A 25,580-nucleotide genomic window follows, 5' to 3' on the forward strand; every position below is an offset into this window, starting at 1 on the left:
GCACACCGACCGATGACCGTGACTCCCTTACGCATCAAGGACGCCATGACCCAGCACACCGCCGACCCGGCACCGAACAGCGCCCTCGCCACCGTCGCCCAGCGCCGCGACTGGTGGCGGGACGCGGTGATCTACCAGGTCTATCCGCGCAGCTTCGCCGACAGCAACGGCGACGGCATGGGGGACCTGGAGGGCGTACGCTCCCGGCTCCCCTACCTGCGCGACCTGGGTGTGGACGCCGTGTGGCTCAGCCCCTTCTACGCCTCCCCGCAGGCCGACGCCGGTTACGACGTCGCCGACTACCGGGCCGTCGACCCGATGTTCGGCAACCTGCTCGACGCCGACGCGCTGATCCGCGACGCGCACGAGCTGGGCCTGCGCATCATCGTCGACCTGGTCCCCAACCACTCCTCCGACCAGCACGAGTGGTTCAAGCGCGCCGTCGCCGAGGGCCCCGGCTCCCCGCTGCGCGACCGCTACCACTTCCGCCCCGGCAAGGGGAAGAACGGCGAACTCCCGCCGAACGACTGGGAGTCCATCTTCGGCGGCCCGGCCTGGACCCGCGTCACCGAGCCCGACGGCACCCCCGGCGAGTGGTACCTGCACCTCTTCGCCCCCGAGCAGCCCGACTTCAACTGGGAGCACCCGGCGGTCGGCGACGAGTTCCGCTCGATCCTGCGCTTCTGGCTGGACATGGGCGTCGACGGCTTCCGCATCGACGTGGCCCACGGCCTGGTCAAGGCGGAGGGCCTGCCGGACCTGGGCTCGCACGACCAGCTGAAACTGCTGGGCAACGATGTCATGCCGTTCTTCGACCAGGACGGCGTCCACGCCATCTACCGGCAGTGGCGCACGATCCTCGACGAGTACGCGGGCGAGCGGATCTTCGTGGCCGAGGCCTGGACGCCGACCGTCGAGCGCACCGCGAACTACGTCCGCCCGGACGAGCTGCACCAGGCGTTCAACTTCCAGTACCTGGCGACGGAGTGGGACGCCGAGGCGCTGCGCGCGTGCATCGACCGCACCCTGGACGCGATGCGCCCGGTCGGCGCCCCCGCGACCTGGGTGCTGTCCAACCACGACGTCACCCGCCACGCCACCCGCTTCGCCAACCCGCCCGGCCTCGGCACCCAGATCCGCCTGGCTGGCGACCGCGAGCTGGGCCTGCGGCGCGCCCGCGCGGCCACGCTGCTGATGCTCGCCCTCCCCGGTTCGGCGTACGTCTACCAGGGCGAGGAGCTGGGCCTCCCGGACGTCGTCGACCTGCCGGACGAGGTCCGCCAGGACCCGGCGTACTTCCGCGGCGCGGGCCAGGACGGCTTCCGCGACGGCTGCCGGGTGCCGATCCCGTGGACCCGCGAGGGCTCCTCGTACGGCTTCGGCGACGGCGGCAGCTGGCTGCCCCAGCCCGCCGAATGGGCCGACCTGAGCGTGGAGGCCCAGACCGGCGTCCCCGGCTCGACCCTGGAGCTGTACCGCGCGGCCCTGGCCGCCCGCCGGGAGCACGCCGACCTCGGCGCCGGCGACTCGGTCGAGTGGCTGCGCGCCCCGGAGGGCGTCCTGGCCTTCCGCCGCGGCGACTTCGTGTGCGTGGCCAACACGACGGGGGAGTCGGTGACGACTCCGGCGTACGGCCGTGTGCTGCTGTCCAGCGGTGAGGTGACGGAGGCGGACGCGGAGACGAAGGTCCCGGCGGACACGACGGTGTGGTTCACGACGGCCTGACACCGGCCCCGACCCGCCCAGGGCCCGCCACCGCCTGCACCGGTGGCGGGCCCTGCCGCTGCCCGCGCCGAGGACCGTGCGTCACCCGTCCGGGCAGGCCCTCGCCGCGAACTCCGCCATGGTGACCGTGACCGCGGATTCATCCCCCTTGTCCGAGACCTCGATGTACCGCACCTTTCCCGGTGCGAGCCGGTCCAGGTCGCCCGGAGTGAAGGAAACGCTGCTCGACGACCACGAGTTGTCCTTGGTCCAGCCGTAGAGGGCGTACGTGGTCCGCGCGTCGAGCGGGGCGAGGGGCCTGCTCACGGTCCAGCCGGCGGCGGGCGCGTCCAGCGTCCAGGTGGTGAGGCCGGCGCCGAGCGGGCGGGCGGCGGTCCACATACCGACCGTGACCTCCTTGTCGACGTCGTCGCTCTCGACGTACAGGGTCGCGCCGTCGATCCGGTGCCCGCAGACCATCATGACGCCGAGCAGCCGGCCGTCCTCGGTCACGGAGATGCCGGCGACGGCATCGACGGGAACCGTGCACGCCGAGGCAGCCGCCAGGGCCGTGCCGGCCGCGACCAGGCCGACGAAGCGCCGGAGCCCCGCCCACGGAACAGTCGTCCGCACAAGACCCCCTTGATCGAGGGGATCGCTCTCCGCGCCCCCGTACCGCCGGATCGTAGACCGGGCCGGGTGCGGTGGACGCCGGAGGGGAGATCTGGCGGGTTTGCCGCCTCATGCCCGCTAAATTCCGCCGCCCGCCCCGCTGCTTTTCCGCCCGCCGCCCCTTAACATCTGCGTCACCGCAAGTTTGCAGTCATGTTTCAGCAAGAGCTTGCGGGCCCCACGCACCTTCAAGGACGAAGGAACCCCACATGGCACGCAGAGCCTTCGCCGGGGCCGCCGCCCTCACCGCGGCCCTTGTCATGACCCCTGCTACCGTCGCCCAGGCCTCCCCGCCCGGCACCAAGGACGTCACCGCGGTCCTCTTCGAGTGGAAGTACAGCTCGGTCGCCGCGGAGTGCACCAACACCCTCGGCCCGGCCGGTTACGGATACGTCCAGGTCTCCCCGCCCGCCGAGCACATACAGGGCGCGCAGTGGTGGACGTCGTACCAGCCCGTCAGCTACAAGATCGCCGGGCGGCTCGGTGACCGCGCCGCCTTCCAGAACATGGTGAACACCTGCCACGCGGCGGGCGTGAAGGTGGTCGTCGACACCGTCATCAACCACATGTCGGCCGGCAGCGGCACCGGCACCGGCGGGTCCTCGTACAGCAAGTACAACTACCCCGGGCTGTACTCCTCGTACGACTTCGACGACTGCACCAGCCAGATCAGCAACTACGCCGACCGCTGGAACGTCCAGCACTGCGAGCTGGTCGGCCTGGCCGACCTCGACACGGGGGAGTCATACGTCCGCGGCGCGATCGCCGGCTACATGAACGATCTCCTCTCCCTCGGCGTCGACGGCTTCCGCATCGACGCCGCCAAGCACATCGACACCGCCGACCTGGCGAACATCAAGTCCCGGCTGACCAACCCGTCCGTCTACTGGAAGCAGGAGGTCATCTATGGCGCCGGTGAGGCCGTCCAGCCCACCGAGTACACCGGCAACGGGGACGTCCAGGAGTTCCGGTACGCCTACGACCTCAAGCGGGTCTTCAACAACGAGAACCTCGCCTACCTCAAGAACTACGGCGAGGGCTGGGGCTACATGAACAGCTCGGTCGCCGGCGTCTTCGTCGACAACCACGACACCGAGCGCAACGGTTCCACGCTCAACTACAAGGACGGCGCCAGCTACACCCTGGCCAACGTCTTCATGCTGGCCTGGCCCTACGGCGCCCCGGACATCAACTCGGGCTACGAGTGGTCCGACGCCGACGCGGGCCCGCCCAACGGCGGCACGGTCAACGCCTGCTGGCAGGACGGCTGGAAGTGCCAGCACAAGTGGCCCGAGATCCTGCGCATGGTCGCCTTCCGCAACGCCACCCGCGGCCAGGCGGTCACCGACTGGTGGGACAACGGAGGCGACGCCATCGCCTTCGGACGCGGCTCCAAGGGGTTCGTGGCCATCAACCACGAGTCGTACGGCCTGAGCCGCACCTACCAGACGTCCCTGCCTGCGGGGACGTACTGCAACGTGCAGAACAACACCACCGTGAGCGTGAACAGCTCCGGGCAGCTCACCGCCACCCTCGGCGCGAACACCGCCCTCGCGATCTACGCCGGCAAGTCCAGCTGCTGATCCCCCCGGGGGGCGGCCGGGCCTACGGCCGGTGCACTGCCGCCGTGGGCCCGGCAGGAGGCGCCAGGGGGCGTCTGGCCAAGCGGAGCAACAGCGCATGCGCGTGTCCCGCCCAGGTCGGAGGCTGGCGTCATGAACAGCCGTCCCTGGGTCGTCGTCGAGGCGCCCGACGACCGCGGCCTTCGCCGCGTCACCGTCGGGGGCAGTGCCGCGGGCAGCGTCTGGTCGCTGCGCGAGCTGCGGAAACTGCTGGCCCGCCTCGGTCACCCGGACGTCGACGTGGAGGACCCCGCGTCGGTGTGCTGGCACGGAGAGGGCAGCGCCACCTGGCCCGACCGGCCCGTCAGGCGGCGCGCGACCATGGCCGTCATGATGGCCGGGCTGCTCGCCTCCGGGATGCTCAGCGCGCTCATCGGCTGGCCGGACGCCTCCGGCGCGCTGACGTTTGCCCAGCGCATCATCGGGGCCGGGCTCGTGCTGGCCGGCGTGGTCCAGGTCGCCGGGGCGGTCCTGGCGCTCGACCACTGGGGCCGGCGGGAGTACAGGGCCTCCGGTGCGGTCGTCCTGCTCGGCGTCTTCATCGCACTGGCCACGGACAGTCTCCTTTTCCTGCTGTGGCTGGAGGAGAAGGAGGTCACGCCCTACCTGTTCGCCTTCGTACCGCTGGGCTGCTGGGCGGTGTGGGCGTTCACCGTGTTGATCAGGGAGAAAGCCTGGAAAGGGCTGCCGCACCCCGGCAGATTCGTGGCCGGATTTTATGCGACGGCTCTGCTGTCCGCGGTCAGTCTCGCGTACTCCACGCTGTACCAGCCTGCGACGGCTCCCCTGCGTTTCACACTGAACGCGGAATTCGGGAGGGCGCGGCAGGACCGCTCGCGGGACTATATCCACATTCCGCTGAAAGTCTCCGTGAAGAACACCGGGGACGTGTCGGTTTACGTCGTCGTCAACGACGTCAGCGTGTACGGCAGAGACGCCAGGTACTCCGGGGATGTGTCCAAGGGGGCCTTCCTGCGGGCCTGGGAGAAGAGCGTCGGTGAGAAGGGGAAGGAGGGGGAGGAAGCGGAGCGTCACGTCGATGGATTCACCTTCAAGACACTGAGCAGCACGCGCCTGTACGAGCCTGGAGACGTGCTGGAGGCCGGGCAGGAGGACACCTTCGTGCACGTCTTCCAGATTCCCAGGGATGCGTCGTACGACCTGATCGACGTCGACGTGCAGTTCACGTACATGCGGAAGGACCGGGGCCGGATCGACGTGGAGCAGTACAGCAAACCCCACCAGTCGTGGCGGCATCCCCGGTTCGCCTGTCGCGCCGTCGTCGCCGACGACGTCGACGAATGCCCGCTGGACCCGCTCACCTATCACGGCAGGGTGCGGCACAACAACAACCTCGTCAACGTGACCCGGGCTCCGCTCTATGTCACGGCTTTCTGGGCCCCCATCGGCCTGCCGAGGTACTCCATCTCCTCTTTCCACTTCACGGGCGGCCGGATCAATGGAGCGGCGGACAAAAGGGAACTGAAGAAATTCGGCATCTCCAGCCGGCATGCCACTGCCGAGGTGTCCGTGGCGGAGTTGCTGAGGTTCATACCCGCTGCGCCTCGCTGAGCCAGCTGCCCGACTGGACGCCCATTTCGTTGTCGAGCCGTGAAGCGGCCTGAAGGCAGTCGCGCGCGCCCATGCCGAGCGACGAGTAGAGATCATCCGCCGGGAGCGAGTCGGCAAGCTGGGGGATCATGCGCTTGATGGCCAGCGCGGTGTTGTCATACGTGTCGTCCTGCAACTGGGCGATCACGTCCAGGGAGTCGTTCGCCGCCTCCCGCGACTTCCAGAAGTCCCGGATGCCCTCACTGTTCCAGGTTTCCGGCGTCAGCGTCTGCAGATCGTCGGCGAGGGTCGTGTCCAGGACGGATTCGAAGACCGAGTTGGTGCAGAGCTCTGCCGCCCTCCCGAGCGGTTCGTCCGGCAAGCCCTGCTCGGAGATCGCCTCCCGCAGGTCTTTCTTCAGCCGAAGCTTCTTCTGCTGCGCCTCGGGGTCGCCCGGCTGAGTCTCACTGCCCTCGTGCGCGCTCTTCGCGAGGCCTTTCCGCTCGTCCTCCGAGGTGTTGGGGTCCCCCGCGGTCTCCAGCCCGTTCGACACGAGCATCTTCCACTCCAGCTGACCGTCGTCTTCGCCCCTGCCGGCCGCGGCGTTGGCGCCCTCGTTCCCGATCGGCGCGCCGTTCTGCACGGCCGACAACAGGTTCTCCGCGCCGTCGACGAGGCTCGCCTCCACGTCCGGCGGCGTGTCCTGGTCTTCTACGACTCTCAGCACGGACGCCGTCCTGGCCACGATCAGGCCGAGGGCGCCGCTCTCGGGCGGTGTCTGAGACTCGTTCGCCGTGTGCAGGGCGGCGCTCACCTGGGGCACCAGCGCGGTCAGCCGGTCCCGTACCGCGGCCGGTGTCCCCGGGTTGGCGATCGCGTCCAGCGCGGAGTCCACCTGCCGCGCGCTGCGGACGGCCCCGTCGCGCTCCTGCGGCGGGGTCTGCGTGTCGTTGACCGCCTCCAGCACGCCGGTCAGCTGATCCACACTCGGCACCAGGTCTTCGGGCACGTCGGCCTTCTTGTCGTCCAGTTCCGTCGCGAGATTGCCGGCCTCTGCCTGCTGCTGCTTCACGGCGGCGGTGGCCGGTGTGCCGCCGTCGTCGGAACCGGAGGACGCGGTGTCGTCCGGCGTGGGCGACGGGGAGGACGACGTGTCCGTCGCCGACGGGCTGGGCGGTGTGCTCGACCCCGACGCGTCCGAGGAGGGCTGTGGACCGGGAGTCGAGGAGTCCGCCCGTATCGAGAAGGGAAGCCCGGCCACCCCGGCCGGGCCCGGCGTCGCGGTCGCCGGTCCCACGGTCAGCGCGAGCGCTGTGACCACGGCCGATGCACCGGTCAGGGGGAGGATGTGTCGTCGAGTGGTCCTGGTCATGATCGATCCAGAGGGAGGGCTTCGCGCACCATCTACGCCACACCAGCCACTCTTCCCCCATCCGGCGCACTCCGCAACGTCGGCCCCGAGCCCAGGTGAAAGTTCTTGCTGGGTGTTTCACACCTCTTGCTGTAAGTCTTTCGTCGGCGATACGGTCCCCCGCGGGCGCCCGCAGCGCAGCCCGCGCCAGGACGCCGGGGTCGGACCCGAATGAGCCGCAAGCACAAGGAGTTTCCGCCTGTGATACCGAGATGGCCGGCGCCCGGGACGCGCCGCAGTACACGGGGAAGGCGGGTCGCGGCCGTCACCGCCGCCGCCCTCGCGACAGCGGTGGTGCAGCCGCTCGCCGCCCACGCCGACACCCCGCCCCCGCCGCCGTCGGACAAGGCCCTGGCCGCGCAGCCCGCCCGGCACGACGACACCCGGGAGCAGTTCTACTTCGTCCTGCCGGACCGGTTCGCCAACGGGGACACGTCCAACGACCGCGGCGGCCTCACCGGCACCCGGCTCACCACCGGCTACGACCCCACCGACAAGGGCTTCTACCAGGGCGGCGACCTCAAGGGCCTGACCCAGCGGCTCGACTACATCAAGGGCCTCGGCACCACCGCCATCTGGATGGCGCCCATCTTCAAGAACCGGCCCGTGCAGGGGACGGGGAGCAACGCCTCCGCCGGCTACCACGGGTACTGGATCACCGACTTCACCCAGGTCGACCCGCACTTCGGCACCAACAAGGACCTGGAGACCCTCATCTCCAAGGCGCACGCCAAGGGCATGAAGGTCTTCTTCGACGTCATCACCAACCACACCGCGGACGTCGTCGACTACGAGCCCAAGTCCTACGACTACCTCTCCAAGGGCGCCTTCCCCTACCTCACCAAGGACGGCCGGCCCTTCGACGACGCCGACTACGCCGCCGGCGGCAAGGGCTTCCCCGCCGTCGACGCCGACTCCTTCCCGCGCACCCCGAAGGTCACGAGCAACAGCAAGGTCCCGGCCTGGCTCAACGACCCGACCATGTACAGCAACCGGGGCGACTCGACGTACGCCGGCGAGTCCACCACCTACGGCGACTTCTCCGGCCTCGACGACCTGTGGACCGAGCGTCCCGAGGTCGTCAAGGGCATGGAGAGGATCTACCAGCGCTGGGTGCGCGACTTCGACGTCGACGGATTCCGCATCGACACCGTCAAGCACGTCAACATGGAGTTCTGGACCCAGTGGGCCACCGCGCTCGACGCGTACGCCAAGAAGCAGGGCCGCGACGGCTTCTTCATGTTCGGCGAGGTGTACTCCGCCGACACGTCGATCACCTCGCCGTACGTCACCCAGGGCCGCCTCGACGCCACCCTCGACTTCCCCTTCCAGGAAGCCGCCCGCCAGTACGCCTCCCAGGGCGGCAGCGCGAAGAAGCTCGCCTCCGTCTTCGGTGACGACTACAAGTACACGACCGACAAGGCCAACGCGTACGAGCAGGTCACCTTCCTCGGCAACCACGACATGGGCCGCATCGGGACCTTCCTCAAGCAGGACGACCCGAACGCCACCGACGCCCGGATCCTCGCCAAGGACAGGCTCGCCAACGAGCTGATGTTCCTCAGCCGCGGCAACCCGGTCGTCTACTACGGTGACGAGCAGGGCTTCACCGGCGCCGGCGGCGACAAGGACGCCCGGCAGACCATGTTCGCCTCGAAGGTCACCGACTACCTCGACGACGACGAGATCGGCACCGACCGCACCCACGCGACCGACGCCTACGACACCTCCGCCCCGCTCTACCGGCAGATCCGCGCCCTCGCCGACCTCCGCAAGGCCAACCCGGCCCTCACCGACGGCGTCCAGACCGAGCGCTACGCCGCCGACGGACCCGGCGTCTACGCCTTCTCCCGCACCGACGCGAAGAGCGGCCAGGAGTACGTCGTCGCCTTCAACAACGCGGACGAGGCGAAGACCGCCACCTTCGCGACCGGTTCGGCGGACATGGCCTTCCGCGGTGTCTACGGCACCCAGGCCACGGTCACGTCGAACGCCGACCGTCGGATCACCGTCACCGTCCCCGCCGGTTCCGCCGTCGTCTACAAGGCCGCCGGCCGGCTCGCCGCCCCCGCGACCAAGCCGACGCTGACCCTGACCGCCCCCGCCGTCGGCGCCACCGGCACCGTCGAGGTCACCGCGGACGTCGCCGGCGGGCAGCTCAACCGTGTCGTCTTTGCCGCCCAGACCGGCAACGGCCCCTGGCGCGTCCTCGGCTCCGCCGACCATGCCCCGTACAAGGTCACCGACGTCATCGGCAAGGACGCCCCCGCCGGAACGGCCCTGCGCTACAAGGCCGTCGTCGTCGACCGCGCGGGCCGTACCGCCGGTGCCACCGCCGCGTCCGTCACCGGCACCCCGCCCGCCGAGGAGAAGCCCACCGCCTCCTCCCGCGACTACGCGGTCGTCCACTACAAGCGCGCCGACGGCGACTACGGCAACTGGGGCCTGTACGCCTGGGGCGACCTCGCCGACGGCGAGGCCACCAACTGGCCGGACAGCCACCCCTTCACCGGCCGTGACGCCTACGGCGCCTTCGCCTGGGTCAAGCTGAAGCCCGGCGCCTCCAACGTCGGCTTCCTCGTCATCGACCACCAGGGCAACAAGGACGTCTCCGCGGACCGCACCATCGACGTCACCAAGACCGGCGAGGTGTGGATCGAGCAGGGCAAGACCGACGTCCTCACGCAGAAGCCGGACGGCCCCGCCCAGGACACCACCAAGGCCGTCCTGCACTACCGGCGCGCCGACGGGAACTACGACGGCTGGGGCCTGCACGTGTGGACCGGTGCCGCCAACCCCACGGAGTGGTCCAGCCCGCTCAAGCCGGTGCGCACCGACGCCTATGGCGCCCGCTTCGAGGTGCCTCTGGCCGCCGGCGCGACCAGCCTCAGCTACATCCTGCACAAGGGCGACGAGAAGGACCTGCCCACCGACCAGTCCCTCGACCTCAAGGCGAACGGCCACGAGGTGTGGCTGCTCGCCGGCCAGGAGAAGTACCTGCTGCCGCAGCCGGCCGGGTCCTCCGCCGCGCTCGACCTGACCACCTCCAAGGCGGTCTGGATCGACCGCGACACCCTCGCCTGGAACGGCTCCGAGGCCGCCGCCTCCACCCAGCTCCTGTCCTCCCGCGACGGCTCCATCACCGTCCAGGACGGCGCACTGACCAGCGACGACGAGCGCTGGATCCGGCTGACGAAGACGACCCTCACCGACGCCCAGAAGGCGAGGTTCCCGCACCTGGCGAAGTACACCGCGTACGCCGTCGACCCGCGGGACCGCGACCGCGTCCCCGAGGCGCTGCGCGGCCAGCTCGTCGCCTCCCAGCGCGCCGCCAACGGCGCCGTCCTCGCCGCGACCGGCGTGCAGATCGCGGGCGTCCTCGACGACCTGTACCCGGGCGCCGCGAAGGCGCAGCTGGGTCCGGTCTTCCACCAGGGCCGCCCCACGCTGTCCGTGTGGGCGCCGACCGCGCAGTCCGTGCGGCTGGAGATCGGCGGCACCACCGTGCCGATGCGCCGTGACGCCGCCACCGGCGTCTGGTCCGTGACCGGCCCGGCCTCCTGGAAGAACAAGCCGTACCGGTACGTCGTCCAGGTCTGGGCGCCCAGCGTCCGCAAGGTCGTCACCAACAAGGTCACCGACCCGTACTCCGTCGCCCTCACCGCGGACTCCGCGCGCAGCCTCGTCGTCGACCTCGCCGACAAGGCGCTCAAGCCGAACGGCTGGACGACGTACACCAAGCCCAAGGCGGTGCCGCTGAAGGACGCGCAGATCCAGGAGCTGCACATCCGGGACTTCTCGGTCGCGGACAAGTCCGTCCCGGCGCAGGACCAGGGCACCTACCTGGCCTTCACCGACAAGCTCAGCGATGGCTCCAAGCACCTGCGCGAGCTGGCCGCGGCCGGCACCTCGTACGTGCACCTGCTGCCCGCGTTCGACATCGCCACCATCCCCGAGAAGAAGGCCGACCAGGCGACGCCCGACTGCGACCTCGCCGCCCTCGCCGCCGACTCGGACAAGCAGCAGGAGTGCGTCGCCGCGGCCGCCGCGAAGGACGCCTACAACTGGGGCTACGACCCCTACCACTACACGGTCCCCGAGGGCTCCTACGCCACCGACCCCGACGGCACCGCCCGCACGGTCCAGTTCCGCCAGATGGTCAAGGCGCTCAACGAGGACGGCCTCCGGGTCGTCATGGACGTCGTCTACAACCACACCGCGGCCGCCGGACAGGCCGACACCAGCGTCCTCGACAAGGTCGTACCCGGCTACTACCAGCGGCTGCTGCCCGACGGCTCCGTCGCCAACAGCACCTGCTGCGCCAACACCGCCACCGAGAACGCGATGATGGGCAAGCTGGTCGTCGACTCGATCGTCACCTGGGCGAAGCAGTACAAGGTCGACGGGTTCCGCTTCGACCTCATGGGCCACCACCCCAAGGCCAACATCCTCGCGGTCCGCAAGGCCCTCGACGCGCTGACCGTCGCCAAGGACGGCGTCGACGGCAAGAAGATCATCCTGTACGGCGAGGGCTGGAACTTCGGCGAGGTCGCCGACGACGCCCGCTTCGTGCAGGCCACGCAGAAGAACATGGCGGGCACCGGCATCGCCACCTTCTCCGACCGGGCCCGTGACGCCGTCCGCGGCGGCAGCCCCTTCGACGCCGACCCCGGCGTCCAGGGCTTCGCCTCCGGGCTGTACACCGAGCCCAACTCCTCGGCCGCCAACGGCACTCCCGCCGAGCAGAAGGCCCGGCTGCTGCACTACCAGGACCTGATCAAGGTCGGGCTGAGCGGCAACCTGGCGGGCTACCGGTTCACCGGCACCGGCGGCAAGGAGGTCACCGGCGCCGGCGTCGACTACAACGGCCAGCCCGCGGGCTACGCCGCCGCCCCCGGCGACGCCCTCGCCTACGCCGACGCGCACGACAACGAGTCGCTCTTCGACGCCCTGGCCTACAAGCTGCCCGCGTCGGTGAACGCCTCGGACCGGGCCCGGATGCAGGTCCTGGCGATGGCGACGGCCGCCCTCTCGCAGGGCCCGGCGCTCTCCCAGGCCGGCACCGACCTGCTGCGCTCGAAGTCCCTGGACCGCAACTCCTTCGACAGCGGCGACTGGTTCAACGCGATCCACTGGAACTGCGCCGACGGCAACGGCTTCGGCCGCGGCCTGCCGATGGCCGCCGACAACGCCTCCAAGTGGCCGTACGCCAAGCCTCTGCTGACCACGGTCGGCGTCGGCTGCGGGCAGATCGACGGCGCCTCGGCGGCCTACCGGGACCTGCTGCGGATCCGTACGACGGAGCGGGCGTTCTCCCTCGGCACGGCCGAGGAGGTGCAGCGGCAGCTCGCCTTCCCGCTGTCCGGCGCCGACGAGACGCCGGGCGTGATCACCATGCGCCTCGGTGACCTGGTCGTCGTCTTCAACGCGACGCCCGAGCGGCAGCAGCAGCACGTCGGCTCCCTCGCGGGCACCGCGTACCGGCTGCACCCGGTGCAGGCCGCCGGGTCGGACCCGGTGGTGAAGACGTCGTCGTACAGCGACGGCACGTTCACCGTGCCGGCCCGCACGGTGGCCGTCTTCACCCGCGCCGGCTGACACGCCCTGCGGTTAGGGTGCTCCTGTCCCGACCAGTACCGGAGCAGGAGCACCCATGCCGCAGATCACCGTCGACTACTCCGCGCCCCTCGCCGAGGGCTTCGACCGGCGTGGTTTCGCCCTCGCCGTGCACGACGCGGCGGTGGAGATCGCGGCCGCCAAGTACGAGGCGTGCAAGACGCAGTTCCGGGCCACCGAGGACACCACCGTCGGCCGGGACGAGGACGGCCACGCCATCGTGCACGTCACCATCGGCCTGCTGGCCGGCCGCACCGACGAGACCAAGGCCCGGCTCACCGAGGCCGTCCTTCAGGCGCTGCGCACCCATGTGAAGCCCGCCGCGGGCCTCGCCCTGCACGCCTCCGCGGAGGTGCGGGACCTGGACGCCTCCTACCGGAAGTTCGACGCCTGAGACGTCAGGACGCCAGCGCGACGATCCGGCCGACCAGGTCCGCGAAGGGGCCGTCGGCCGGCTCGTCCTTCAGGATGCGGCGCAGCAGGGCGCCCATCTCCTCGTCGTAGGCGGCGCTCACCGCGGCCAGCGCGGCGAAGTCGTGCACCAGCTGCTTCTCCAGCTCGGCGCGCGGGATGCGCCGCCCGTCCAGCCAGATCAGCGCGGTCGACTCGGCGAGCGAGATCCAGGAGCGGATCACCAGCTCCAGCCGCGCCGGCGGGTCCTGTACGTCCAGATGCGACAGGATCTGGACGTACGCCGCCTGCCGTACGGCGTCGATGAGCGCGTTGGTGGTGGAGGAGCCGACCGCCGGGCCGCCCCGCATCAGCGCGGAGAATCCGGGGCCGTGCTCGTCCACGAAGTCGAAGAAGCGGCCCATCACGCGCAGCAGCCGCGCGCCCAGCGGGCCCTCGCGCGGCTCCACGAACCGGGCCGCGAGATCGTCCGAGGCACGCTTCAACGCCGCCTCGTACAGGCTGAGTTTGCCGGGGAAGTAGTGGTACACCAGCGGGCGGGAGATGCCCGCGGCGGACGCTATCTCGTCGATGGAGACCTCGTCGGGCGAGCGGCGGCTGAACAGTTCGAGGGCGACGCCGATCAACTGCTGCCGCCGCTCCTCGACGCCCATGCGGCGGCGTACCCCGGTAGTCATGCGAACACCTTACCGATCGGATCCGGCCGTGAACGGACCCGAACGGTCTCGGATGTTCACATGTCCAGGACCAGACGATCACTCCGGGCGCGGGAGACACAGATCAGCATCGAGTCGCCACGCTCCGCGTCCGTCAGCAGCTCGTCCCGGTGGTCCACCTCGCCCTCAAGCACCCGCTGCTGGCAGGTCCCGCAGAAGCCCTGCGCGCAGGAGTAGGCGGTGTCCGGCAGTTCCTCGCGCACCGCGTCCAGCACGGTGGTGTCCGCCGGCACGGTCAGCACCCGTCCGCTGCGCCGCAGTTCGACCTCGAAGGCGACGTCCCCGCCGGCCGTCGTACGCGCCGCGAACCGCTCCAGGTGGACCCCGGGCACCCGCTCCTCCACCGCGGCCATCAGCCCCTCCGGACCGCAGCAGTACACCGCCGCCCCCTCGGGCAGCTCCCCGAGCCACGCGTCGAGGTCCGGCAGTCCGGCCTCGTCCTCGGCCACCACGGTCACCCGGTCGCCGCCGAGCTTGACGACCTCCTCCAGGAACGGCATCGACGCCCGCGTCCGGCCCCCGTACAGCAGCCGCCACTCGGCGCCCCGGCCGGTCAGCGCCCGCAGCATCGGCAGGACCGGCGTGATGCCGATGCCGCCGGCGACGAAGACGTACGACTCCGCCTCGACCAGCGGGAACCGGTTGCGCGGGCCGCGCACCGTCAGCTCCATGCCCTCCCGCACCTGCTCGTGCACCTCACGGGAGCCGCCCCGCCCGTCCGTCACCAGCCGCGTGGCGACCGTGTACGAGGAGGTGTCCTCCGGGTCCCCGCACAGCGAGTACTGCCGCACCAGCCCCGACGGCAGCACGAGGTCCAGGTGCGCGCCGGGCTCCCAGCGCGGCAGGCCGTGGCCCTCCAGACGCAACTGGACGACCCCGTCGGCTATCTCCTCGTGCGCGGTCACCAGCAGTGTCAGCGCCCGCGACCGCGGCCGGCCGCTCACCGGCTCCTCCAGCGCGGGCATCGGCCACAGCGGCGAGGCCTGGATCCGGCGGCGCAGCGCCCGCCGGGCGAGCAGCGCGGCACCCGCGACCAGGGCGACGGTCCGCAGCTTCGGCATCACGCGGTCCTCTTCTCTGCCGCGAGCGCGGCGGGGGAGGCGGCCAGATAGGCCACGGCCTGCTCGGTGGAGCCCTCCTGCGAGGGGTGGTACGTGCGGCTGAGGTAGGTGGGGATGGACCTCAGCATCGCCCCGGTGGACGGCAGCAGCCCGTCCCGGCCGCGCCGGTGGAAGTCCTTCAGGGAGCCCTTGGCGGCCGGCAGCGTCGGGTCGTTCTCCAGGAAGAAGCGGATTCCGCGCTGCCACAGGAACACCAGCGTCGCGAACGCCGTCGCCCAGGTCCGCGCCCGCCGCCGGTAGCCGCCGTCGACGTGCAGGAACAGGTCGAAGGCGACCGAGCGGTGCTCGACCTCCTCGGCGCCGTGCCAGCGCAGCAGGTCCAGCATGGTCGGGTCGGCGCCGCGCCGGTCCAGTTCCTCGGCGTTGAGCACCCAGTCACCGAGGAAGGCGGTGTAGTGCTCGATGGCGGCGATCAGCGCCACCCGCTCCATCAGCCACCAGCGGCGCGCCCGGCCGGGCGGCAGCGTCCGGTCGCCGAGCAGCTTCTCGAACATCCAGTCCACCTGCGCGGTGTACGGCGTCGGGTCCAGACCCAGCTCCCGCAGGCGCGGCAGCACCTCGTCGTGGGCCTGCGAGTGCATCGCCTCCTGCCCGATGAACCCGAGGACGTCCTCGCGCAGTTCCTCGTCCCGGATGTACGGCAGGACCTGCTTGTAGACATGGACGAACCACCGCTCACCGGCGGGCAGCAGCAGATGCAGCACATTGATGGTGTGCGTGGTGAACGGGTCACCGGGCACCCAGTGCAGCGGTGTGTCCTCCCACGAGAAGGACACCTTCCGCGCCTTGAGCGGAACCCGCTCGGATGCGACCGGCTGGGGCGCACGGGCGGCCTGCTTGTTAGACATGGCGTCAATGTACTGACGGGTAAGCGACAGGGGAACCCCTCGCGCACCACCTTGTTGACGCCACTGTCAGCAAGAGGGGGGTCGGTGGGTGCTCAGCGCAGCCCGCTGATCGACCGCCCGTCCTCCAGCGTCCCCTCCAGCTCCGCCTGCGCCCCCTCCTTGGCGCGCACCGCCAGCACATGGCCCTGCGCCGAGCCGCTGATGCCGCCCGTCGCGCGGATCGAGGCGGTGTCCCGGCTGCCCGCCGCTAGCAGGTACCAGTGGCCGCCCTCCGACTTCCACAGCACCCCGGCCAGCACGTGCGGATCCCGCGGTCCGCACGCCGGACCGCCCTCCGCCTTCGCCACGACCGCCCCGTAGGCGCCGCCCGGCGTGTGGAACTGCGCCAGCGTCCGCGACCCGTCGCCGCGCCAGGTCTCCGCGCGCGTGCACGCCCAGTCGCCGGTGCCGCTGCCGTCCGGCAGCTCCTGCTCGGCGAACTGCCACGCGTTCACCGACCGCACCCCCTGCGACCGCACCGCGCCCAGCGAGCACGCGTACGGCGCCCAGGCGTGCAGCGCCTGCGACCCGTTGGCGTCCTTCTCCTTCGCCGGGCGGCCCGTGGTCAGCCGGGCGGGCACCAGCTCGCCCAGGTCGGACAGCACATGGGTGCCCGTGTCGTCGGTCAGCTGGAGCACGTTCCACGAGGTGCAGGCGCCCGCCCTCGTCGCCGGGCTGGCCAGCGGCGAGGTGATCCCGTCGGTCACCGTGAGGTCCATCGCCCCGGCGCCCGGCTTCATCAGGTCCCGCTCGGCGGCCTTCTTCACCCAGGGTGCGGTCAGGTAGCGGACGTTGCCGTCGGCGCGGTCCAGCACGATCGCCGCGGCCTCGGCGCCGCTCGCCCCGTCGACCCGGGCGAAGTCCAGGGCCGCCCCGGCCGTGCCGTCCTTCGGCTCGGCGTAGCGGGCGATGCGCAGACCGTCGTAGAGGATCACCACGCGCGCGTTGTCCACCGTGCCCGCGTACAGCAGCTGGGGCGGGCCCGCCGGGCCGCCGGTCTGGGTGCCGGGCGTGAAGGAGAGCCGCACCTTCTCCCCGGGCCGCGCCCAGACCGCGAGCGCGCGGCGCAGCAGGCCGTCGTCGTCGACCAGGTCACCGCGCGCCGGCCACGCCGAGAAGTCCGTGCGGGCCGCCGACTCCCACGCGGTCCCCGTGACCCGCACCAACCGGCCCGGGTCCAGGGCGGCCTCGGCGGCCGGGTTCTGCGCGTACACGGGCGCGGCGGCGCCGTCCGGTCCCCAGCCGTCGCCGGGCAGCGCGACCAGCGCCCCGCACACCGCGATCGCCGCGGCCGCCGCGAGCGCCGCCTTGGTGTGCTGGCGGCGCCGCATCAGATCGGTGGGCCGCGCCTGCAGCGAGCACGCGTCGAACTCCGGGGAGGACAGCAGCTCGTACCGGGCCGGCACCCGGTCCGCCGCCCGCAGCGCGGCGTCCGCGTCGGCGGCCCCCGCCTCGGTGAGGATGCGGCGTACGTCGCCGTCGGGGAGCTTCTCCAGGCCGCGCAGCACATACGCCGCCCGGGCCGGGCCGGACAGCGCCGACAGCTGCTGGTCCAGGGCGAGCTCGTCCGCGCCGCCCGAGCGCGGGAACAGCTTCAGCCCCCACACCTGCGGCAGCAGCGGCGGCAGCTGGGACCGCTTCGGCAGGCCGCGCCGCTTGCCGCCCGCCTCCAGCGCCGCCCGCAGCACCCGCAGGCGGACGAAGGCATAGCCGGGGTCGCCGTCCCGCCCGTTGGCCTGGGCCGGGATGACCGGGCTCGCCGCCCGGCCGCGGGGCAGCGCCCGCTGGGCGAGCGCGTGGGCGGTCATGACCCGCCGGCCCCGGCCGAGGCCGGGGGGCAGCACCAGGTAGGCGATCCGGACGAGCCGCGGGTAGTGCTCGACGAGTGCGGCCTCGGCCTGTTCGACGTCGACGACCGGGTCGGAGGCGGGTGTGGGGCGCGGGGCGACATCCTGTGACTGCACGTCCAGCGCAACGAGCGACCCGGCGGTAGGTCACCGCCGTACGGGTGACCTCAATCCCCGGGGTTGACGAGGGCGCGCGCGTAGTTCGCCATCGACCGCTGGTAGCGCGGCAGATGTGGGGCGAGCGCGCCGAGGACGAGGGACAGGCCCTCCCGGTCGCGGCCCAGGCTGGACAGGCACAGCGCGAGCGCCGCCCGCACCGCGTCGTCCAACTCGTCCGAGGGGGCGTCCAGTTCGGGGGTGAGCAGCTTCACGCCCTCCTCCGGCTGCCCCACGTTCCGCAGCGAGCTGGACAGCTGGATCTTCGCGCGCCGCCCGCGGTAGCCGTCCAGGCCGCGCGCCAGCGCCTCCCGGTACAGCGGGACGGCCTTGTCCGACCGGCCCGTCGAGTCCCACGCGCACGCCTGCTCGAAGGGGCCGACCGGGCTGTCGTCGGGCAGTTCGGCGACGAGCGTGTCGATCACGGCGCGGAAGTCGGCGGCCCGCTCCTCGGGGTAGTCGTCGAAGGCGGCCCATGCGGCGGCCACCCGGTCTTCCCAGTCCTTGGTCATCGGGCTACTTTCGCACGGGTGTACCCCCGTGTGCAGCGGATTTGAGCGGCGGCGGCCCGGGAGCCGTATCGAGGGGGAGGCCCCTGCAGGGAGGAACAGATGAGGTTGACATCAGCGGTGACCGGGTGCGCCGCCGCGCTGCTCGTGCTGACCGGCTGCGGATCCGGCGACGGGCCGCGGGCCGCGGTGCCGCCGACGGCCACCGGCAGCCTGGAGCGGCTGGCCGCCGAGGTGAAGTGCCGGCCGGACATGCAGACCGACGCCGACGAGATCCGCCAGGCCCTGTGCCGCACCTCCGACGGCCGGTTCGTCCTCGCGACCTTCGCCACCGACCGCGGCCAGCGCGAGTGGATCAACGAGGCCAAGGACTACGGCGGCCACTACCTCGTCGGCCGCAAGTGGGTCGCCGTGGGGGAGACCGACGTGGTGACCGCGCTGCGCGCCACGCTCGGCGGGGACATCGAGGAGGGCACGGACCACTCGGCGCACCACGGGCACTGAGCGGTCCCCCTGCGACAGGAAAACCGGCGGTGGGAGGGGGGTCCACCGCCGGTTTCCGTCTGTGCGGGCCGGGCTGCGTCAGGCGCAGCGCTGGCCGCGGTTGAGGCAGTTGGCGATCTTGTTCGCCAGGCCGCCGGTCGTGATGCTGATGAAGTCGTCGTGGTCGGTGGCCGCCTTGTGCAGCTGCTCGGGGAAGCCGTCGACCGCGTAGGCGTTCTTCACCTGGCCGTTCTCGATCACCGGCCGCGGCACGTCGTACACCAGGCGCATCGTCAGCTGCGGGATGGCCTTGAAGCCGTTCCTGCAGTTGCCGTTGGCGTCGGCGAAGTCCACGTGCGTGCGGTGGTTGGCGCTGTCGATGTTCTGCCCGTCCCAGCAGCTCTGGAAGGCGAACGTGCGCACGACGCTGCTGCCCTCGGGGCAGATCGGGTACTGCTCGGTCAGCTGCACCTTGTTCTCGAAGCCCGTGCAGCTCCAGTGCGCGTTGGCGTTGGCCAGACCGTTGGTGGTGGTCTTGGCGTCACCGGTGATGATCCGCAGGAACTGCGGCATGGCCACGACCTTGCTGGTCGGGCTGCCGACGTACTTGATCTGGGCCTGCTTGACGGTCAGGATCTTGCCGACGTTGCCCTCCTTGCCGCCGCCGTCCCGGTTCTGGTCGAACTCCTGCGTGCCGTCCTGCAGGCGCAGCACGGGCCAGTAGTACGACGACAGGTCGTTCTTGTTCTGGCAGCTGGTGCCGCCCTGCAGGAACGTGTCGTTGCTGGAGAACGCGTTGATCTTCTGGTTGCCGACGTAGTCGTGGGTGTGGTGGGCGCCGTTGGTCACGCCGGGGGCCACGATGACGTTGTCGGTGTTGAAGTTCTTGTTGGCGTTCACGCCGCAGCGGGTGGTGAAGGTGCCGGTCGAGGCGTTGCCCGTGCGGCGCGGCTTGGCTTTGACGTTCGGCTGGACCTGGGTGATGTCGACGAAGTCGGCCGCGGTGGGGCCGTTGCCGGCCTGGCCGCCGTTGCCGCCGCCCTGCTGGCCGCCGTTGCCGTTCTGGTCCTGGCCCTGGTCCTGGCCGCCGCCGTCCTGCTGGCCGTCGCCGTTCTGGCCGTCGTTGTTCTGCCCGTCCCCGTTCTGGTTCTGGCCGTCGCCGTTCTGGTTCTGGCCGTCGGTCGTCTGGGGCTGCTCGGCGGGCGTGCCGGTGCAGGGGGCGAGCTGGTCCAGGCTGTCGGGGGCGTTGCCGCCGACCCGGTTGATCTCCAGCTGGATGCGGTCGATGATCGCCTTCCGCCGGTCCTTCAGCGGGCCCAGGATGGTGTTCTGCACGAAGCTCGCGTCCTTGGCCTGCGCGTCCCGGGTGCTCGCCAGCCGCTGGTAGAACTCGGTGATCTGCCGGTCCAGCGTGGCCAGTTCACCGTCCACCTCGCCGCGCGCCCGGTCCGGCACGTCGGTGAGCTGCTGGCCGACGTCCGGACACGCGATCGTCGCCACCTGGCCGGCGGCGGACTTCGTCCAGTTCGGCGCCGAGTTGTTCGACTCGTGCGCCGAAGCGTAGAAGTTCGCCCAGATCAGCCCGCCCCCACCGAGCGCTAGGGCCGCCGACGCGGCTATGGCCTTGGTGGCCATCGACGAACGGCGTTTTCGTGTGTTGCGTCCCATGGAACTCCTCTGACTTCCTTGCGGGCTTGTGGGGCAGCAGCGTGGCGCCCGACAGGAGTGAAGCGGCTCCCATGGATACGCAAGGGGTTCCTGGGGTGTTCAAAGCCCTTGGAGAATCAGCGGAGTTGCAGGTCAGCGCCCGTGATCGAGATAGGCGAGCACGGCCAGCACGCGCCGGTTGTCGTCGTCCGACACCTCGAGTCCCAGCTTGGCGAAGATGTTGGCGGTGTGCTTGGCGACGGCCCGTTCCGTCACCACCAGCTTGGCGGCGATCGCGGTGTTGGTGCGGCCCTGCGCCATCAGCTCCAGCACCTCCCGCTCCCTCGGGGTCAGCCGGGCCAGCGGCCGGTCCTCGCCCGACCGGCGGGCCAGCAGCTGCTGGATGACCTGCGGATCCATGGCCGTACCGCCCGCCGCGACCCGTCGTACGGCGTCCACGAAGCTGTCCGCGTCGAACACCCGGTCCTTCAGCAGATAGCCGACCCCGCCGCTGCCGTCGGCGAGCAGCTCGCGCGCGTACAGCTGCTCCACGTGCTGGGAGAGCACCAGCACCGGCAGTCCGGGCTTGTTCCGGCGCGCCTGAAGCGCGCACTGCAGGCCCTCGTCGGTGTGCGTGGGCGGCAGCCGTACGTCCACCACGGCGACGTCCGGCTCCAGTGCGGCCAGGGCGGCGGCCAGTTCGGGGCCGGACTCGACGGCGGCCGCGATCTCGAAGCCGTAGGCCTCGAGAAGCCGGACCAGGCCGTCGCGCAGCAGGAACAGGTCCTCGGCTAGGACAACACGCACGGAATCTCCATGGTGACCATGGTGGGACCGCCCGCGGGGCTGCTGACGGCCAGGACGCCGTCGAATGTACCCAGTCGGCGTTCGACGCCGGCCAGGCCCGAACCGGGCCGGACCGCCGCACCGCCCGTGCCGTTGTCGGTGACCGTGATCCGCAGCCGGCCGTCGGCGTGGTGCAGGTCCACCCAGATCCGGTCGGCGCCGGAGTGCTTGACCGCGTTGGTGAGCACCTCGCTGACCGCGAAGTACGCCGCCGACTCCACCGGCGCGTCCGCCCGCCCCGGCAGCTCCACCGACACCTCTGTCTCCACCGGCAGCCGCAGCGCCAGCGCACGTACGGCGTCGCCCAGTCCGCGTTCGGCGAGCACCGGCGGGTGGATGCCGTGGACCAGGTCGCGCAGCTCGTTCAGCGCCTCGGCGCTGTTGCGGCGGGCCTGCGCGAGCAGCGCCTTCGCCTGCCCCGGATCCTTGTCGAGCAGCATCTCGATCGTGCCGAGGTCCATGCCCATCGCCACCAGCCGCGCCTGCGCCCCGTCGTGCAGGTCCCGCTCGATGCGGCGCAGCTCGGCGGCGGAGGTGTCGACGGCGTCCCGGCGGGTCTCGGTCAGCACCCGCACCCGCTCGGCCAGTTCGGCCTGGGTCGGGATGAGCAGGGCCCGGGTCAGCGTGAAGTGGGCGCGCAGCAGGCGGGGTGCGTAGCGCAGGCCGGCCACCAGCACGGCGGCGGCCAGGGCGGCCGCCGCGAACGCCGACAGCTGGCCGGTGACCGGGACGAAGCCGTACCAGTAGGTGCCGTGCTCACCGCCGGCCAGGACCCGCCACAGCCCGGCGGCGAGCGCGAACCCCTCCAGCGGCCACAGCACCAGCACCGCCGGGAACAGCGCCGTGACATAGCCGGCCGACATGTCGAGGTACAGCCACCGCATGTCCCGCCAGGTCTGTGGGTCGCCCAGCACCACCATCAGGCGCGTCCAGGGGTTCGCGTCCTCGGGGACCGGCCGGTACACGGCCGGGATGCGTATCCCGGCCCATTCCTCGGCGAGTTCGCGGCGCTTGTCGGCGAAGGCGCGCACGGCGCCCAGCAGCGGCGGGGTGGTGACGATGCCGATGCCGAGCGGGATCGTCGCGAGGGAGCAGACGGCCAGGGTGGAGATCAGCACCGCGACCGGCAGCATCGCCGCCGCCAGTGCCAGCCCCCGTACGCCGGCGAGCAGCGCCTCCCGGGCCCCCGCGCGGCCGCCGGCGTTGTTCTTGTCGGTGTTCATGCCGTCAGTCTCGCCGAGCCCGTGGCCGCCGGTCACTGGGCTCAGCCCGCCGGTCAGGGGGTGGTGTCAGGTACACCCCCGGCCAGGCCGAGGACCTTCGCCTCCACCTCCGCATCGAGGCCCTTCACGGCGCGCGGCGAGAACGGCGGCTCCCCGTCGAGGCTCTGCACCCAGCGCCAGGTGTCCGCCACGGTCTCGGTCACCGGCCGGCAGCCGAGCCCCGTCGTCAGCGCCGCCGAGACGTCGGCCGCGTGCAGCGCGTCGTGCATGTCGGTGCCCGGCGGCACCCACACCGGCAGCTGGGTCCACGGTTCGATGCCCGCGTCGAGGATCACCTGCGGGTCGGTCCAGCGCAGGTCCGCGCGGCCGCCGGTGACCTCGGCGCAGGTGTCGAGCAGTTCGCCCATGGTGGTGTGCCCCTGCGGGCTCATCAGGTTGTACGGGCCGCTGAGCTGCTGCTCGACCGCCCCGAGGATCCACTCGGCGAGGTCGCGCGCATCGATGTACTGCAGGGGCAGTTCGCGGGGGCCGGGCGCGAGGACCGGCCCGCCGCGGGCGGTCCGGGTCAGCCACCAGGGCAGCCGGCCGACGTTCTCGTACGGCCCGAGGATGAGCCCGCAGCGCACCAGCACCGACCGCTCGGCCCCGAACACGTCCACGGCCGCCAGCTCGCCGCCCCGCTTGTCGCGGGCGTAGTCGGTCTCCCCGGCGTCGGGTGCGGCGCCCTCGACGACGGGCGCGCTCTCGTCGTACCCGGCGGGCGGCGCCCACGTGTACACCGAGCAGCTCGACACGTACACGTACCGTCCGGCGCGGTCGCGCAGCAGCCGTGCCGCCTCGTGCACCGCGCGGGGCGCCTGCGACCAGGTGTCGACCACGGCGTCCCAGGTCTCCTCGCCCTCCAGCGCCGCGAGCCCGCCGGCCGCGGTGCGGTCGCCGGTCAGCGCGCGCACCCCGGGCGGGGGTTCGGCGAGCCGGCCCCGGTTGAAGACCGTCACCTCCCAGCCGCGCCCGAGGGCCGCCTCGACCACGGACCGCCCGACGAAGTTCGTCCCACCCAGCACCAGAAGTCTCATACGGCGACTGTGCCAGGGCCGGGCGCGGCGGGGAACGGTGCTCTGCTGTCGGCAGAGGCGGTACGCCAGGTACCTCAGCGGCCGGTCGGCGGGGTGTACTTGTAGCCGACGCGGCGGACGGTCTGGATGGTGCCCCGGTGTTCGGCGCCCAGCTTGCGGCGCAGCCGGGCGATGTGGACGTCGACGGTGCGGCCGTCGCCGACATGGCCGTAGCCCCACACCGTGGTGACCAGCTGGTCGCGGGTGTGCACCCGGTGCGGGTGCGCCACCAGATGCGCGAGCAGCTCGAACTCCAGGTAGGTCAGGTCGAGTTCACGCCCGTCGACCCGCGCGGTGCGCTGCACGGGGTCGATCCGCACCAGCGGGTCGGCGGTCTCCGCCGGCTGCTCGGGCACGGCCGCCACCGCGGCGAACGGCGGCTGCTGGTCGGCCGGCACGAGCACCAGGTAGCCGACCATCGGCGGCCGGCCGGGCAGCGTGGGCAGGGTGTGCTCGGGCGCGGGCAGCCAGGTGGCGCCCGGGGGCAGGAAGTCCGCGACGTCGAAGGCGTCGTCCGGTACGGCGCGCAGCCGGTGCCGGGACGGCGCGGGGGCGGTCGGGGCGGCGGGGGAGAGGGAACGAGTGGTCGCCATGAGAGGTCAGCTCTTTCGCGCGAGAGGATCGTCGTTCGTCGGAAGGGACGACGGCCGCGATTCGTGGTCGGACCGCCGAGGACGTACGGCTTGTCGCGCTGGCCGAAGGCCGGGGGTTACGGCTTTAGAGGGCCGGCGCGTTCATCGCGCGGCAACACACCCGGTCGAAGTCGTGGTGCTGACGGGAAGGCCAGAAGGGCTCGAGGTCATGGCGACCTGTCGCGGAGTGCTTCTGGATGCTGGCCATGCCCCCATTGAACCAGACACCCGCCCGTCACAGGACCCTCCTCTCACTGGTTGGACGCGAAAAAGGCGCCCACCGACGGGTGGGCGCCTTTTCCGGTGCGAGCGGGGCCGGATCAGACCTGGCCGGCCTTCTCCAGCGCGGCGCAGCAGGTGTCCACGAGCAGCCGCGTCACGACGTACGGGTCGACGTTGGCGTTCGGGCGGCGGTCCTCGATGTAGCCCTTGCCGTCCTTCTCGACCTGCCACGGGATGCGCACGGACGCGCCGCGGTTGGAGACGCCGTAGGAGTACTGGTCCCACGGGGCGGTCTCGTGCAGGCCGGTCAGCCGGTCGTCGATGCCGGCGCCGTAGTTCTTGACGTGGTCGAGCGGCTTGGAGCCCTCACCGAGCGCCTCGCACGCGGTGATGATCGCGTCGTAGCCCTCGCGCATCGCCTTGGTGGAGAAGTTGGTGTGCGCGCCGGCGCCGTTCCAGTCGCCCTTGACCGGCTTGGGGTCGAGGGTGGCGGAGATGTCGAAGTCCTCGGCGGTGCGGTACAGCAGCCAGCGGGCCACCCACAGCTGGTCGGAGACCTCCAGCGGGGCGAGCGGGCCGACCTGGAACTCCCACTGGCCGGGCATGACCTCGGCGTTGATGCCGGAGATGCCCAGGCCCGCCTTCAGGCAGTTGTCCAGGTGCGCCTCGACGACGTCACGGCCGAAGATCTCGTCGGCGCCGACACCGCAGTAGTAGCCGCCCTGCGGGGCCGGGAAGCCGCCCTTGGGGAAGCCGAGCGGGTAGCCGTCCTTGAAGAAGGTGTACTCCTGCTCGATGCCGAAGATCGGCTCCTGCGCCGCGAACCGCTCCTCGACCTCGGCCAGCGCGGCACGGGTGTTGGACTCGTGCGGCGTCATGTCGATGTTCAGGACCTCGCACAGCACGAGGATGTCGTCGCCGCCGCGGATGGGGTCCGGGCAGGTGAAGACCGGCTTGAGGACACGGTCCGAGGAGTGACCCTCGGCCTGGTTGGTGGAGGACCCGTCGAAGCCCCAGATCGGCAGCGCGTCCAGACCGGCGGGCTCGCCCGCGATGATCTTCGTCTTGGAACGGAGCTTGGCGGTCGGCTGGGTGCCGTCGATCCAGATGTACTCAGCCTTGAAGGTCACGGGCCACTTCCTTCGGGTGGGGCGGACGCAGGTGCGGGTGCTGCGGCGCTGCGGCACTG

At 71.5% G+C, this 25,580-nt stretch carries 19 protein-coding genes; 6 read left to right on the forward strand and 13 right to left on the reverse strand.

All coding sequences use genetic code 11. The features are described from left to right. Positions 1-45: 45 nt before the first annotated feature. Positions 46-1,725, forward strand: coding sequence for a glycoside hydrolase family 13 protein (locus IE308_RS35525; protein WP_190221039.1), 1,680 nt, complete (start codon positions 46-48; stop codon positions 1,723-1,725). Between the two features lie 81 nt (positions 1,726-1,806). On the opposite strand, the gene IE308_RS35530 is transcribed toward IE308_RS35525, so the two are convergent. Further along, the gene (locus tag IE308_RS35530) at positions 1,807-2,337 is read right to left on the reverse strand and encodes a hypothetical protein (protein ID WP_229909376.1); all 531 of its coding nucleotides are present in this window, start codon (positions 2,335-2,337) and stop codon (positions 1,807-1,809) included. Positions 2,338-2,585: 248 nt separating this feature from the next. Between IE308_RS35530 and IE308_RS35535 the strand changes: the two genes are divergently transcribed. Further along, the gene (locus tag IE308_RS35535) at positions 2,586-3,959 is read left to right on the forward strand and encodes an alpha-amylase (RefSeq protein ID WP_190221040.1); all 1,374 of its coding nucleotides are present in this window, start codon (positions 2,586-2,588) and stop codon (positions 3,957-3,959) included. A 132-nt stretch (positions 3,960-4,091) separates the two neighbouring features. Further along, the gene (locus tag IE308_RS35540; protein ID WP_190221041.1) at positions 4,092-5,570 is read left to right on the forward strand and encodes a hypothetical protein; all 1,479 of its coding nucleotides are present in this window, start codon (positions 4,092-4,094) and stop codon (positions 5,568-5,570) included. Here IE308_RS35540 and IE308_RS35545 read toward each other — a convergent pair. Continuing rightward, complete coding sequence (locus tag IE308_RS35545) at positions 5,548-6,621, reverse strand: hypothetical protein (protein ID WP_190221042.1); 1,074 nt, start codon at positions 6,619-6,621, stop codon at positions 5,548-5,550. The genes IE308_RS35540 and IE308_RS35545 overlap by 23 nt on opposite strands. 540 nt (positions 6,622-7,161) lie before the next feature. Between IE308_RS35545 and pulA the strand changes: the two genes are divergently transcribed. Both pulA and IE308_RS35555 read left to right on the forward strand, forming a co-directional pair. Then, complete coding sequence (gene pulA, locus IE308_RS35550; protein WP_190221043.1) at positions 7,162-12,558, forward strand: pullulanase-type alpha-1,6-glucosidase; 5,397 nt, start codon at positions 7,162-7,164, stop codon at positions 12,556-12,558. Positions 12,559-12,613: 55 nt separating this feature from the next. Further along, positions 12,614-12,970, forward strand: a complete 357-nt coding sequence (locus tag IE308_RS35555; protein WP_190221044.1) for a 5-carboxymethyl-2-hydroxymuconate Delta-isomerase — start codon at positions 12,614-12,616, stop codon at positions 12,968-12,970. Positions 12,971-12,974: 4 nt separating this feature from the next. Here the strand turns inward: IE308_RS35555 and IE308_RS35560 are convergent, their stop codons facing one another. From IE308_RS35560 to IE308_RS35580, 5 genes are all read right to left on the reverse strand, one after another. Next, a complete protein-coding gene (locus tag IE308_RS35560) occupies positions 12,975-13,664 on the reverse strand; it encodes a TetR/AcrR family transcriptional regulator (RefSeq protein ID WP_110627770.1) in 690 nt (229 codons plus the stop codon). 56 nt (positions 13,665-13,720) lie between these two features. Further along, the gene (locus IE308_RS35565) at positions 13,721-14,764 is read right to left on the reverse strand and encodes a PDR/VanB family oxidoreductase (protein ID WP_190221045.1); all 1,044 of its coding nucleotides are present in this window, start codon (positions 14,762-14,764) and stop codon (positions 13,721-13,723) included. After that, entirely contained in the window at positions 14,764-15,672 is a 909-nt protein-coding gene (locus tag IE308_RS35570; protein WP_190221046.1) for a metal-dependent hydrolase, read from the reverse strand. Before IE308_RS35570 ends, IE308_RS35565 begins: the two co-directional genes overlap by 1 nt. A 92-nt stretch (positions 15,673-15,764) precedes the next feature. Further along, positions 15,765-17,675 (reverse strand): hypothetical protein, encoded by a 1,911-nt coding sequence (locus IE308_RS35575; RefSeq protein ID WP_190221047.1) that lies wholly within the window; start codon positions 17,673-17,675, stop codon positions 15,765-15,767. Between the two features lie 50 nt (positions 17,676-17,725). After that, positions 17,726-18,226 carry a tetratricopeptide repeat protein gene (locus tag IE308_RS35580; RefSeq protein WP_190221048.1) on the reverse strand — a complete coding sequence of 167 codons (501 nt, stop codon included), beginning with the start codon at positions 18,224-18,226 and terminating at the stop codon, positions 17,726-17,728. A gap of 99 nt (positions 18,227-18,325) precedes the next feature. Between IE308_RS35580 and IE308_RS35585 the strand changes: the two genes are divergently transcribed. Next, a complete protein-coding gene (locus IE308_RS35585) occupies positions 18,326-18,727 on the forward strand; it encodes a hypothetical protein (protein WP_190221049.1) in 402 nt (133 codons plus the stop codon). Between the two features lie 78 nt (positions 18,728-18,805). Here IE308_RS35585 and IE308_RS35590 read toward each other — a convergent pair whose 3' ends face one another. The 6 genes from IE308_RS35590 to glnII all read right to left on the reverse strand — a co-directional run bounded on the left by IE308_RS35590 (position 18,806) and on the right by glnII (position 25,521). Beyond that, positions 18,806-20,374, reverse strand: a complete 1,569-nt coding sequence (locus IE308_RS35590; RefSeq protein WP_110627764.1) for a DUF1996 domain-containing protein — start codon at positions 20,372-20,374, stop codon at positions 18,806-18,808. 132 nt (positions 20,375-20,506) lie between these two features. Continuing rightward, positions 20,507-21,160 (reverse strand): LuxR C-terminal-related transcriptional regulator, encoded by a 654-nt coding sequence (locus IE308_RS35595; RefSeq protein WP_190221050.1) that lies wholly within the window; start codon positions 21,158-21,160, stop codon positions 20,507-20,509. Beyond that, positions 21,145-22,422 carry a sensor histidine kinase gene (locus IE308_RS35600; protein ID WP_190221051.1) on the reverse strand — a complete coding sequence of 426 codons (1,278 nt, stop codon included), beginning with the start codon at positions 22,420-22,422 and terminating at the stop codon, positions 21,145-21,147. The genes IE308_RS35595 and IE308_RS35600 overlap by 16 nt, the downstream gene beginning before the upstream one ends. A gap of 53 nt (positions 22,423-22,475) precedes the next feature. Further along, the gene (locus IE308_RS35605; protein WP_190221052.1) at positions 22,476-23,498 is read right to left on the reverse strand and encodes an SDR family oxidoreductase; all 1,023 of its coding nucleotides are present in this window, start codon (positions 23,496-23,498) and stop codon (positions 22,476-22,478) included. A 74-nt stretch (positions 23,499-23,572) separates the two neighbouring features. Beyond that, on the reverse strand, positions 23,573-24,130 hold the full coding sequence (locus IE308_RS35610) for a winged helix-turn-helix domain-containing protein (RefSeq protein ID WP_110627761.1): 558 nt from the start codon (positions 24,128-24,130) through the stop codon (positions 23,573-23,575). A gap of 359 nt (positions 24,131-24,489) precedes the next feature. Beyond that, positions 24,490-25,521, reverse strand: a complete 1,032-nt coding sequence (gene glnII / locus IE308_RS35615) for a glutamine synthetase (RefSeq protein WP_110627760.1) — start codon at positions 25,519-25,521, stop codon at positions 24,490-24,492. Positions 25,522-25,580 lie beyond the last annotated feature (59 nt).

This window comes from Streptomyces griseosporeus, assembly GCF_014656055.1.
GTDB lineage: Bacteria > Actinomycetota > Actinomycetes > Streptomycetales > Streptomycetaceae > Streptomyces > Streptomyces griseosporeus.

Coding starts and splice junctions, on each gene's coding strand:
- IE308_RS35560 (WP_110627770.1), bottom strand. CDS start 13,664: ATGACTACCGGGGTACGCCGCCGCATGGGCGTCGAGGAGCGGCGGCAG.
- IE308_RS35590 (WP_110627764.1), bottom strand. CDS start 20,374: ATGGGACGCAACACACGAAAACGCCGTTCGTCGATGGCCACCAAGGCC.
- IE308_RS35580 (WP_190221048.1), bottom strand. CDS start 18,226: ATGACCAAGGACTGGGAAGACCGGGTGGCCGCCGCATGGGCCGCCTTC.
- IE308_RS35525 (WP_190221039.1), top strand. CDS start 46: ATGACCCAGCACACCGCCGACCCGGCACCGAACAGCGCCCTCGCCACC.
- IE308_RS35565 (WP_190221045.1), bottom strand. CDS start 14,764: ATGCCGAAGCTGCGGACCGTCGCCCTGGTCGCGGGTGCCGCGCTGCTC.
- IE308_RS35535 (WP_190221040.1), top strand. CDS start 2,586: ATGGCACGCAGAGCCTTCGCCGGGGCCGCCGCCCTCACCGCGGCCCTT.
- IE308_RS35570 (WP_190221046.1), bottom strand. CDS start 15,672: ATGTCTAACAAGCAGGCCGCCCGTGCGCCCCAGCCGGTCGCATCCGAG.
- IE308_RS35605 (WP_190221052.1), bottom strand. CDS start 23,498: ATGAGACTTCTGGTGCTGGGTGGGACGAACTTCGTCGGGCGGTCCGTG.
- IE308_RS35585 (WP_190221049.1), top strand. CDS start 18,326: ATGAGGTTGACATCAGCGGTGACCGGGTGCGCCGCCGCGCTGCTCGTG.
- IE308_RS35555 (WP_190221044.1), top strand. CDS start 12,614: ATGCCGCAGATCACCGTCGACTACTCCGCGCCCCTCGCCGAGGGCTTC.
- IE308_RS35610 (WP_110627761.1), bottom strand. CDS start 24,130: ATGGCGACCACTCGTTCCCTCTCCCCCGCCGCCCCGACCGCCCCCGCG.
- IE308_RS35600 (WP_190221051.1), bottom strand. CDS start 22,422: ATGAACACCGACAAGAACAACGCCGGCGGCCGCGCGGGGGCCCGGGAG.
- IE308_RS35540 (WP_190221041.1), top strand. CDS start 4,092: ATGAACAGCCGTCCCTGGGTCGTCGTCGAGGCGCCCGACGACCGCGGC.